Source organism: Rhodococcus triatomae, from assembly GCF_014217785.1.
Lineage (GTDB): Bacteria > Actinomycetota > Actinomycetes > Mycobacteriales > Mycobacteriaceae > Rhodococcus_F > Rhodococcus_F triatomae.
Map to the genome: position 1 here is coordinate 2,978,059 of NZ_CP048814.1, position 10,907 is coordinate 2,988,965.

The following is a 10,907-nucleotide window of genomic DNA, read 5'->3' on the forward strand; positions in this document are numbered from 1 at the left end:
TGCATGGAAGCGGCGCGGCTGGACGGGTTCATCTCCGATCGAGAACGGTGGCGCACGGCGCAGTGCTCCATCGGGAAGTCGATGGACGTCATCGGCACCCGATCCGCGATGCTGATCCTGCGCGAGGCCTACTACGGCACGACCCGGTTCGACGACTTCGCCAAGCGCGTCGGAATCACCGAGGCGGTCGCCGCGGCGAGGCTCAAGGAACTCACCGCGCACGGGCTGTTCGAGCGGCGGCCGTACAAGGAACCCGGAAGCCGGACCAGGAGCGAGTACGTGCTCACCGACAAGGGCCGCGACCTGATCCCCGCCGTCTTCGCGCTGATGCAGTGGGGCGACAAGTACCTGCAGAAGCGGGCACCGCTCGAACTGCGAGACGACCTCACCGGAGACCTCGTCCGCGTCGAACTACGCAGCGAATCCGGACGGGAAGTTCCCCTCGGCGAGCTGAGGATCAGCCCCACGTTCACCGAGGAACAGGCTCTCGCCGCGCAGGAGCGGGACCGGGCGGGCGCCGAGACTCAGAGCCAGAAGCGCATGAGGTAGTTGCCGTACTGGGCGTAGATCTGCGGCACCCCGGACAACTCGAAGAGACCGTAGATCGCGTCGAAGAACACCACGTTGATCGCCGGGACGAACAGCAGGGCGACGATGATCAGCAGGCCGTACGGCTTGAACTGGTCGAACTGTCGTCGCGTCCGCGGTGACAGGAAGGGTTCGAGGGCGCCGAAACCGTCCAGCCCGGGGACCGGGAGCAGATTGAGGACGGTGGCCATCACCTGGAGGAACGCCAGGAAGCTCACGCCGGCCCAGAACACCTGCTGCTCGCTGCCGAGCCCGAAGACCCGGATCGCCGCCAAGAGTACGACTGCGCACAGCGCATTGACCGCGGGACCGGCCAGCGACACCCGCGCCTGCGTCTTCGGCGGGAACAGGCCGCTGCGGATGTACACGGCCCCGCCGGGTAGGCCGATCCCGCCGATCGCGATGAACAGCAACGGAAGTCCGATCGACAGCATCGGGTGGCTGTACTTCAACGGGTTCAACGTCAGATACCCGCGCACCTCGACGTCGGTGTCCCCGGCGCGCCAGGCCGTGTACGCGTGCGCGAACTCGTGCAGGCACAGCGTCACCACCCATCCGGCGACCACCAGGACGAACACGCCGACGTGGGCGAGTACCGAACCGCGCTCGGCGAACCAGGCCGCGACGCCGCCGGCGACGGCGACAGCCACCACCAGCAGGAACACCGGGCTGGGACGCACCGGTGCCCGCCGGGCGGCGGCCCGGCTCATCCGACGAGAAGCCAGTCGTGCTCGTGGCGGTAAAACGTGGAGCGCTTCAGCATCCGGGGATTCGGCACCCCGTCACGGACCAGCGCCGCCTCGGGCGAGCCGAGTTGGACGGCGCGGCCCTCGACCCAGCGGCGCGGCAGCCATCGGGACCGCCGGTCGACCGCGGCGCGCAGGCCGGGTGCGGCGGGCACCGGTGCGACGTTCAGCCGCGGCGCGACTCCCGAGAACAACCGGGTGTCGTCGACGTAGGCCTCACCGACCAGTTCGCCCGCGGAAGGGCCGGTGAGAGTGGCGGCGCCGACGAGCGCGATCCCGGCGTCGTCCCGGATGAGTGGAACCTCCCGGGCCTTGCCCTCGAGCGCCACGCTCGCGGCCTTGGCGCCGGTGGCCAACTGGTAGGCGTCGGTGGCGGGGGAGCGTCGTTCGGCGACGTAGGCGAGTTCGACGTGGAGCCGTTCGGTGCGCATCAGCCGGGTCAGTGCCGCCGCGAACGCCGCATCGCTGCCGACCACCACCAGGCGGGGGTCGGGCGTCACCTGGAGCTTGGAGAACACCTCGTCGAAATCGTCCTTTTCCGGGACGGCGGGAGCACTCGAGGCGGAGAGCGAACCGAGAGCCAGGGGCAGGGGTGCATCTCCGCATATGAGCACTACTGGTGTCACACGCCGCTCCTCGCCCGGATCGCCTCGCACCGCCCCGGCGGCGGCACGCCCGCCATCGTAGCCCTCCCGCGGGTCTTCACCACGGCATCGTCGAGCGGTGCGCATCACGTCGCCCGGACAAGCCGTCCGGTCTGTCGGTCAGGGGCCTGGGCTAGACTGTTCCCCCGGTCACTGCCCAGTGACGGCAGAACCACGCGGTCGGACTTCGGCTGCGAGTCGACCGTAGGAGACAACGTCATGCCGGCAATCGTCCTGATCGGCGCCCAGTGGGGCGACGAGGGCAAGGGCAAAGCTACCGATCTACTGGGCGGGCGCCTGCAGTGGGTGGTTCGCTACCAGGGCGGAAACAACGCGGGGCACACCGTCGTCCTGCCCAACGGCGACAAGTTCGCGCTGCATCTGATCCCGTCCGGAATCCTCACGCCCGGCGTGACGAACGTGATCGGTAACGGCGTCGTCGTCGATCCCGGTGTGCTGCTCACGGAGCTGTCCGGTCTGGAAGAGCGTGGCATCGACACCGGCGGGCTGCTGCTCTCGGCGGATGCGCACCTGATCATGCCGTACCACGTGGCCATCGACAAGGTCACCGAACGCTTCCTCGGCGCCCGCAAGATCGGCACCACGGGACGTGGGATCGGGCCCTGCTACCAGGACAAGATCGCCCGCGTCGGTGTGCGCGTCGCGGACGTTCTCGACGAGAAGATCCTCACCCAGAAGGTCGAGGCGGCACTGGAATTCAAGAACCAGGTGCTCGCGAAGATCTACAACCGCAAGGCCCTCGACCCGCAGCAGGTGGTGGAGGAGGTCCTCGGCCAGGCAGAGGGGTTCAAGCACCGCATCGCCGATACGCGGCTCCAGCTGAACCAGGCCCTCGAGCGCGGCGAGATCGTCCTCCTCGAAGGCTCGCAGGGCACGCTGCTCGACGTCGATCACGGGACGTACCCGTACGTCACGTCGTCCAACCCCACCTCCGGCGGCGCCTCGGTCGGCTCCGGAATCGGGCCCACCCGGATCACCACCGTGCTGGGAATCCTCAAGGCGTACACCACGCGTGTCGGCTCCGGCCCCTTCCCGACCGAACTGTTCGACGACCACGGCGAGTACCTCGCCAAGCAGGGCGGCGAAGTGGGTGTCACCACCGGGCGAGCCCGACGCACCGGCTGGTTCGACGCGGTGATCGCGCGCTACGCGACCCGCGTCAACGGCATCACCGACTATTTCCTCACCAAGCTCGATGTGCTGTCGAGTCTCGACACCATCCCGATCTGCGTCGCCTACGAGGTCGACGGCGTGCGCTACGACGAGATGCCGATGTCGCAGACCGAGGTGCATCACGCGAAGCCGATCTACGAGGAGATGCCCGGCTGGTGGGAGGACATCTCCGGTGCCCGCACCTTCGAGGATCTGCCGGTCAACGCGCAGAACTACGTGCTGCGACTGGAAGAGCTGTCCGGTGCGTTCATCTCCTGCATCGGCGTCGGCCCCGGTCGCGATCAGACGATCGTCCGCCGCGAGGTCGTGCGCTGACATCCCCGCGGTAGGGGAGCGGCGCGGGGAGGCGCATGAGTGACGCGACGTCCGTCGGCGACGGTGGTTTCGAAGGCGACGGTGGTTTCGAAGGCGACAGTCGTGTCGAAAGCGACAGTCGTGTCGAAAACGACGGGGGCTTCGAGCGATGGTTCGTCGAGCGGTTCGCGGACTACTGGCAGTCGACCGGCGCGTCCCGGATCGAGGGACGGATCGCCGGCTACCTCCTGATCGACGAGTCCCCGGGCGTGAGCGCCGAGGAACTCTCCCGGGCGCTGGACGCGAGCCGGGGGTCGGTGTCGACGTACATCCGGCGGCTCATCGACCGGGGATTCGTCAAGCGCATCCGGAAGCCGCGCGACCGGATTCACTACTACGCCATGGATTCCGATGTGTGGGGCGGCTTCCTCGAGATCGAGCACGAATATCTGGAGAACCAGCGACGCCTGGCTGCCGAGGCGCTCGCGCACACCGACCCGAACGGGCCGGCGTACGTCCGCGTCCTGAACATGCGTGACTACATGGGGTGGATCATCGACAACCGGATGCTCCGCAGCGAGTGGAACCGTTTCAAAGCGGAACGCGACGCGCGGGCATCCGGTGACGACGAGGGCACGAGCCGGGCCGACTAGTTCGTCGGCTCGGGGAGTGCCTCGAGTGCCTGGTCGATCAGCGGCACGTAGCGTTCGAGTGACCACGGCACGGTCAGCGGATTGATGATCGACGAGCCGGTGACGAACGCCTGTTCCGTCGGCGCGACGACCGAACCGCGTGCGACGGCAGGGATCTGCGCGTACACCGGCTGTGCCTCGGTCTCGGCGCGGTTGACCGCGTCGGAGTAGAAGGTGAACAGCAGATCCGAGTTGTCGAGCAGGTGTGCGTTCTCGAGACCGATGACCGCGGAGTCGGTGCCGTCCTTCTCGGGCAGCGTCTCGACGACGGGGTCGACGGTCAGGCCGAGGGCGCGCACCATCGCGACGCGCTGTTCCTCGGGGAAGAACACCCCCAACGTGCCGGGCCCGGTGTTGTAGACGAACGAGAACGAGACGTCGGCGTACTCGGGGTGGGCGGCCGCGGCGTCGGTGAACTGCGTCCTGATCTTCTCGATCTCCTGCTCGGCTTCCGCGGACTTGCCCATCGCGGCACCGATGACCCGCATCTGTTCCTCCCAGGTCGTCGTCCAGGCTTTCTCCGCGTAGGCGACCGTGGGCGCGAGGGCACTCAGTGCGTCGTAGTGCTCCTGCGTGATGCCCGACCAGGGCGCGAGGATGAGGTCCGGTTCCAGGGCGGCGATGGACTCGATGTCGATCTCGCTGCCGCCGGTGAACTGGACGGGCAGTTCGTCGCCGCGTTCGGTGACCGCTTCGTGGATCCACGGCAGGTAGCCGGTGTCGTCGCTGCCCCAGGCGTACTCCTCGACACCGACCGGGACGGTGCCCAACGCGATTGCCGTCTCGGCCGAGCCCATGCCCAGGGTGACGATGCGTTCGGGTTCCTCGGTGACCACTGCCCGACCGAGCGCGTGCTCGATCGTCACGGTCTCGAAGTCCGAGTCCCGTGCCTCGTCCGCGTCGTCCGCCGTCCCGCAGCCCGCGACGACGAGGGCGACGGCCATCAGGCCGGACGACAGGGCGGCGAGGCGAGCGCTTCGCGAACGGGCGAATCTCATGAGGGGCCTTTCGACACGGCTGACGATGCGCCGCGAGCATAGGCTTACCTACTTTGAAATTTCAACTCAAATGAAAGTTTGGTACGGCCCGACCGGCGACACTTCTCGCCGGTCGGACCGGCGAGGGTCAGGACGGTGCGTCGAGAGCCTGGTCGATCGGGGTGTCCCCGCCGATGAAGCCGATGAACCTGCCCGCCGTCTGCGGACGTTCGAGCACCGCGGCCGCTACCCGCGCGACGTCCTCGCGGGGGACAGTTCCCGAGGCGGCGTCGGGGTCGACGGTGATCGTCCCCGTGCCCGGGTCGGAGGTCAGGGTGCTCGGGCCGAGAATGGTCCAGTCGAGTTCCGTACCGCGCAGGTACTGGTCCGCCGCGGCCTTCGCCTCGGCGTACGCGAAGAAGGAGTTCTCCGGGTCCACGCCGTGGTCCGGTCGCGCGCCCAGGTACGAGATCATGACGTAGCGCCCGATGCCGGCGCGTGCCGCCGCGTCCATGGACCGGATCGCCGCATCCCGGTCGACCGCGTAGGTGCGCGCGGGGTTGCCGCCCCCGGCTCCCGCCGACCACACCAGGGCGTCGTGGCCTCGGAGTACGTCCGTGATCTGGTCGGTGACCAGGCCTTCGACGTCCGCGACCACGGGCGTGGCACCGGTCGCGGCCACCTCGCCCGCCTGGTCGGGGTTGCGGATGACGGAGGTGACCTCGTCGCCGCGTGCGGTGAGGATTCGAGCGAGTTGGAGAGCGATCTTGCCGTGCCCGCCGATGATGGCGACGCGTGCCACGGGAGACTCCTTCCGACGATGTCCGGATCGTTCGCCAGCCTACCCGCGTGTGGAGTGCTCGAAGCAGGGCCGGGGACCTGCCCTCGGCGGGGGCTGTGCGTGGCGCGATACATGGTGTTCACCAAAGGCCTTGCCCGGTAGCCGGTTTCGATCCATCGTGTTAACCGATGTGTAACCGACGATGCGATTCCGCCTCCTAGAATCCCTGTCATGCCACCGGTGAGTGGCCGCCGCGAACGATCTTCCCCTCGTATCCCGGCGCCGGGAGCGGGGTGCCGACGGCTCGGAAGAGAGTGCACAGATGAACGCGTACGTGCAGGCCGGGACGCCCGGGAGCTCCGACAGGTGGTTCGCCGAGGGGCGATACTTCACGATCGTGTCGTTCGGTCGCGGGTGCGACGGACAGGCCCGCCGGATGCTCGGGCAGTTGCGCGGCCGGAGAGTGAACTGGATCAGGTCGGGATCCGGCAGCAGGGATCACGCCGCGCTCGTGCAGGCAGTCGAGGAGGCGACCGTCGGCTGGCGGCTGATGCTGATCGGTGCCGCGGACGACGTGACGGCCGCGCGGGAGCGGGCGTTGGCGGCGGGCGTGCTCGCCACCGAGATCCGCACCGACGTCGTCGACGTGCCGCGCCCGTTCCTGCGTCAGGAGGAGTACGCATGACGGGGTACGGCGGCGCTGCCCGCGCAGGGTCCTCCGATGGCGACGACCGTGTTCTCGTCGTCGACCGGGTGGTCGAGAAAAGCTGCGAAGTAAGGGAATTGGTTCTGGTCGACCCGGCGGGGGAATCGCTGGATCCGTATCAGCCGGGGAGCTCCGTGACGGTGACGTGCGGTGCCGGCGCCGACGGCCGCGCGCGACGGAACCCCTACGCACTCACCGGTGCCGGTGCTGCGCCCGGCGACTATTCGATCTCGGTGCGGCTCGATCCGGCAGGGAGGGGTGGATCCGCGTGGCTGCATTCACTCGAACCCGGGAGTCGTGTGACGGTCGGCCGGCCGGTCGCAGGGTTCGCACCGGTCCCGACGGCACGGCACCACCTGTTCGTCGCCGGTGGGATCGGGGTCGCCCCGGTCCTCTCCCACGCCAGGGCGGCGGCACAGTCCGCACGGTCGTTCGGGGTCTTGTACGGCTACCGCCGCCAGTTCGGTGCGCATCTGGACGAGCTGTCCGACGCCTGCGGCGACCGACTGTCCGCTCACCGCACCCGGGTCGGCTTGCTCGATTCGGTGCGTACCGCCCTGGTGGAGCAGCCGATGGGTGCCCACCTGTACGTCTGCGGTCCGCCGCCGATGGCGCACACCGTCGTCGAGATGGCGCGCGTCTCGGGGTGGCCGACCGAGCGCATCCATGTCGAGAGGTTCACTCACGCCGACCCGCTGGCGGTGTCCGCCTGATCGGAGTCGACGCCCGAAATGTGACGGTGGACACGAGTGGTACGTTCGCGCGACAGTGGGTGCATGAAGGTAGCACAGCGAATGATCCGGATCCCGCTCGTCGCGTTCGCTGCCGTGGGCCTGATGTTCGCAGGCAATGCGGTGGCATCCGCGCAGGTCGCGCCGCCGACACCGCTGGCGCCCACGTTCACGGTCGGGCACGGTTCAGCCGATTCGATCGCCGTCTGCGCGGGCCGTATCGACCTCGCCGCACACGAGTCCGTCGACGGTCCGGAGCCCTACTACGTTCGGTTCGAGACCCATTTCTTCGGCTTCACGCCGGTGTGTCTGGTGGACGGAACACTGACCTGGCGCAACCTCGACACCGGCGCCTCGGGTTCGGCCGACTGGGCCCTGTCCGGATGGGACGGCCCGGGTGCAGGGACGGTGCGCTACTTCGATCCGGGGCCGGGCCGGGTGGAGGTCACCGTCACCCCGTCCACACCGAACCTGCCCGGCGGAGGCGAGTTCACCGCGCGCTGAGTGCGGCACATTCGGATTCGGGGACACCGGAACCGCCGTCGCTCGTCAGCCGGGCGACGACGGTTCGTTTCCGGCTCGGGTCAGTGCAGGACTTTCCGGTGCTCCGTGGAGAACGGGATGTGCTCGTCCGTGCGGCCGGTCTGCAGCTTCCGGACCCACTGCGGGTCCGAGATCAGCGCTCGGCCGACGGCGACGAGATCGAAGTCGCCGTTCTCGTATTGACGGACCAGTTCCTCGAGCCCGGCGGCACGGGAGTCGCCGTCGTCGGTGAACGCGGTGGTGAACACGCGATCCAGCCCGACGGAGCCGACCGTGATCGTCGGGACGCCGGTCAGGCGCTTCGTCCAACCGGCCAGGCCGAGTGTGCCGTCGCGCCCGGGCTCGTCCTCGAAGGCGGGTTCCCAGTGCCTGCGTGTCGACGGGTGGAGGATGTCCACGCCCGCGTCGACGAGCGGGGTGAGAATCTGCTCGAGCTCGGTGGGGGTGTTCGCGATCCGTGCGTCGTACTGATTCGACTTCCACTGCGAGAAGCGGTAGACGATGGCGAATTCCGGCCCGACCGCGGCCCGGATCGCGGAGACCACCTCGACGGGGAATCGCACCCGTGCGGGAAGTGAACCGCCGTAACCGTCGTCGCGCACATTCGTGCGGTCCCAGAGGAACTCGTCGAGCAGGTACCCGTGCGCGCCGTGCAACTCGATGCCGTCGAATCCGACGTCCTTCGCGTTGACGGCCGCGGCCACCCAGGCCTCGAGCAGGGTGTCGAGCTCGGCGGTCTCGAAGGCTCGGCCGAGTGTCGATCCGTCCAGGGCGATGCCCGACGGGCTCACGGTCGGCACGTCCGGGTTGAACCGCGGCCGCTCGCCGCGCTCGACCCCGGTGTGCCACAGCTGTGGGATGATCACGCCACCTTCGGCATGGACCTCGTCGACGACGCGGCGCCACCCCTCCAGCGACTCGGAGCTGTAGAGACGGGGCACGCTCGGCATCGGCCCGGCTGCGGGGTCGGGGATGTAGGTGCCCTCGGTGATGATCAGGCCCACGCCTCCCGCGGCGCGGCGCCGGTAGTAGGCCGCCACGTCCTCCCCGGGAATGCCGTTCGGCGAGAATCCTCGCGTCATGGGCGCCATCGCGAAGCGGTTCCGCAGCTTCAGCGACTTGTGCGCGAACGGTTCGAACAGACTGTCTGTCTTCGGATCGGTATCAGCCACGACAATGTCCAACTCCGCCGTCACGCCCGTTATTCCGGCTCCACGCCGGGACGATGTCACACCGGTTCGTTCAGATCGAACCGGTGTGACATCGTCCCAGGCCCGGGGGTGGATCAGCTCCCGCGCGCGATCCACTCCTCGAGATGCGGAGCCTCGGTGCCGATGGTGGTGCCGTCGCCGTGTCCGGTGCGGACCACCGTCTCGGGTGGCAGGACGAACAGTTTCTCCTTGATGGAGTCGATGATCGTCGGGAAGTCGGAATATGAACGTCCGGTTGCCCCGGGGCCGCCGGAGAACAACGTGTCCCCGGAGAACAGTTCGCCGGCCTCGGGCAGGTACAGCACCGTGGATCCGGGGGAGTGGCCAGGCGTGGCGATGGCCTGGATGTCGGTGCCCGCCACGGAGATCCGCCGGCCGTCCTCGAGAGGCTGGTAGCCGACGCCGGGATGGGTCATCTGCCACAGGACGTCGTCGGCGGGGTTGAGCAGGATCGGGGCATCGAGCCGCTCCGACAACTCGGGGGCCACGGTGACGTGGTCGTCGTGCCCGTGGGTGAGCACGATCGCCTTCACCGTGCGATCGCCCACCGCGTCCACGATGGGCGCGGCGGTGTGTGCGGCGTCGACGATCACCACCTCGGAATCGTCGCCGATCAGCCAGATGTTGTTGTCCACCTCCCACGTTCCGCCATCGAGGGAGAACGTGCCGGACGTGACGACTCGGTCCACGCGGAAAGTCACAGGACCACCACCGATCGCAGGACCTCACCGCGGTGCATGGTCTCGAACGCCTGCTCCACCTCGTCCAGGCCGATTCGCTCGGTGACGAACTTCTCCAGCGGCAGCCTGCCCTGCTGGTACAGGTCGACCAGCATCGGGAAGTCGCGCTCGGGCAGGCAGTCTCCGTACCAGGACGATTTCAGCGATCCGCCGTGGCTGAAGAAGTCCACCAGCGGCATCTCGAGCGTCATGTCCGGGGTGGGGACGCCGACCAGCACGACGGTGCCCGCGAGATCGCGCGCATAGAACGCCTGCTTCCAGGTCTCCGGCCGCCCGACCGCGTCGATGACGACGTCGGCACCGAAGCCGCCGGTCAACTCCTGCACCGCCTCGACGACGTCGGCGGTGGAGGCGTCGATCGTGTGGGTGGCGCCGAGCCCCACTGCCCACTCCAGTTTCGTGGGATCGCGGTCGATCGCGATGATCCGGTTCGCGCCCGCGAGCCGCGCCCCCATCACGGCCGCGTCACCGACGCCGCCGCAGCCGATGACGGCGACCGAGTCGCCCCGCGTGACGCCGCCCGTGTTCACCGCGGCACCGAGACCTGCCATGACGCCGCAGCCGAGAAGTCCCACGACGGCGGGATCGGCCGTCGGATCGACCTTGGTGCACTGACCGGCGGCGACGAGGGTCTTGTCGGCGAACGCGCCGATCCCCAGCGCGGGGGTCAATTCGGTGCCGTCCTCGAGGGTCATCTTCTGGGTCGCGTTGTGGGTGTCGAAGCAGTACCACGGCCGTCCGCGCTTGCAGGCGCGACACTTCCCGCACACCGCGCGCCAGTTGAGGATGACGAAGTCACCGACCTCGACGGTGTCGACGCCCTCGCCGACCGCCTCGACGATGCCGGCCGCCTCGTGACCGAGCAGGAACGGGTACTCGTCGTTGATGCCGCCCTCCCGGTACGTGAGGTCGGTGTGGCACACCCCGCACGCCGCGATGGCGACGACGGCCTCGCCGGGACCGGGATCCGGGACGTTGATCGTCACCAACTCCACGGGCGCGCCCTTCGCCCGCGAGATGATCCCTCGTACCTGTTGCGGCATGTTCTGCTCCTGGTTCG

At 68.6% G+C, this 10,907-nt stretch carries 13 protein-coding genes; 6 read left to right on the plus strand and 7 right to left on the minus strand.

What is annotated here, in order from left to right; genetic code table 11:
• Positions 1-3 precede the first annotated feature (3 nt).
• Positions 4-549 carry a winged helix-turn-helix transcriptional regulator gene (locus G4H71_RS14000; RefSeq protein WP_072739370.1) on the plus strand — a complete coding sequence of 182 codons (546 nt, stop codon included), beginning with the start codon at positions 4-6 and terminating at the stop codon, positions 547-549.
• On the opposite strand, the gene G4H71_RS14005 is transcribed toward G4H71_RS14000, so the two are convergent.
• Both G4H71_RS14005 and G4H71_RS14010 read right to left on the minus strand, forming a co-directional pair.
• The gene (locus G4H71_RS14005) at positions 525-1,298 is read right to left on the minus strand and encodes a site-2 protease family protein (protein ID WP_072739368.1); all 774 of its coding nucleotides are present in this window, start codon (positions 1,296-1,298) and stop codon (positions 525-527) included. The genes G4H71_RS14000 and G4H71_RS14005 overlap by 25 nt on opposite strands.
• Complete coding sequence (locus G4H71_RS14010; RefSeq protein ID WP_072739367.1) at positions 1,295-1,948, minus strand: hypothetical protein; 654 nt, start codon at positions 1,946-1,948, stop codon at positions 1,295-1,297. Before G4H71_RS14010 ends, G4H71_RS14005 begins: the two co-directional genes overlap by 4 nt.
• A gap of 249 nt (positions 1,949-2,197) precedes the next feature.
• On the opposite strand from G4H71_RS14010, the gene G4H71_RS14015 reads away from it, so the two are divergent.
• The gene (locus G4H71_RS14015) at positions 2,198-3,487 is read left to right on the plus strand and encodes an adenylosuccinate synthase (protein ID WP_072739365.1); all 1,290 of its coding nucleotides are present in this window, start codon (positions 2,198-2,200) and stop codon (positions 3,485-3,487) included.
• Between the two features lie 35 nt (positions 3,488-3,522).
• Complete coding sequence (locus G4H71_RS14020; RefSeq protein WP_083343242.1) at positions 3,523-4,119, plus strand: GbsR/MarR family transcriptional regulator; 597 nt, start codon at positions 3,523-3,525, stop codon at positions 4,117-4,119.
• Here G4H71_RS14020 and G4H71_RS14025 read toward each other — a convergent pair.
• A complete protein-coding gene (locus tag G4H71_RS14025) occupies positions 4,116-5,156 on the minus strand; it encodes an iron-siderophore ABC transporter substrate-binding protein (RefSeq protein ID WP_072739364.1) in 1,041 nt (346 codons plus the stop codon). The two genes, G4H71_RS14020 and G4H71_RS14025, sit on opposite strands and share 4 nt — an antisense overlap.
• Positions 5,157-5,283: 127 nt before the next feature.
• Positions 5,284-5,937, minus strand: coding sequence for an SDR family oxidoreductase (locus G4H71_RS14030; protein ID WP_072739362.1), 654 nt, complete (start codon positions 5,935-5,937; stop codon positions 5,284-5,286).
• Positions 5,938-6,238: 301 nt separating this feature from the next.
• Here G4H71_RS14030 and G4H71_RS14035 point away from each other — a divergent pair, with 301 nt between their 5' ends.
• From G4H71_RS14035 to G4H71_RS14045, 3 genes are all read left to right on the plus strand, one after another.
• On the plus strand, positions 6,239-6,601 hold the full coding sequence (locus tag G4H71_RS14035; RefSeq protein WP_169847181.1) for a hypothetical protein: 363 nt from the start codon (positions 6,239-6,241) through the stop codon (positions 6,599-6,601).
• Entirely contained in the window at positions 6,598-7,335 is a 738-nt protein-coding gene (locus G4H71_RS14040) for a ferredoxin reductase (RefSeq protein ID WP_072739359.1), read from the plus strand. The genes G4H71_RS14035 and G4H71_RS14040 overlap by 4 nt, the downstream gene beginning before the upstream one ends.
• A 63-nt stretch (positions 7,336-7,398) precedes the next feature.
• Positions 7,399-7,857 carry a hypothetical protein gene (locus G4H71_RS14045; RefSeq protein WP_072739357.1) on the plus strand — a complete coding sequence of 153 codons (459 nt, stop codon included), beginning with the start codon at positions 7,399-7,401 and terminating at the stop codon, positions 7,855-7,857.
• Between the two features lie 80 nt (positions 7,858-7,937).
• On the opposite strand, the gene G4H71_RS14050 is transcribed toward G4H71_RS14045, so the two are convergent.
• The 3 genes from G4H71_RS14050 to G4H71_RS14060 form a co-directional block, all read right to left on the minus strand.
• Positions 7,938-9,068: an NADH:flavin oxidoreductase gene (locus tag G4H71_RS14050; protein WP_072739508.1), complete on the minus strand. Its 1,131-nt coding sequence runs from the start codon at positions 9,066-9,068 to the stop codon at positions 7,938-7,940.
• Positions 9,069-9,181: 113 nt separating this feature from the next.
• Entirely contained in the window at positions 9,182-9,808 is a 627-nt protein-coding gene (locus G4H71_RS14055) for an MBL fold metallo-hydrolase (RefSeq protein ID WP_072739354.1), read from the minus strand.
• A complete protein-coding gene (locus G4H71_RS14060) occupies positions 9,805-10,890 on the minus strand; it encodes an S-(hydroxymethyl)mycothiol dehydrogenase (protein ID WP_072739353.1) in 1,086 nt (361 codons plus the stop codon). Before G4H71_RS14060 ends, G4H71_RS14055 begins: the two co-directional genes overlap by 4 nt.
• Positions 10,891-10,907: the final 17 nt, after the last annotated feature.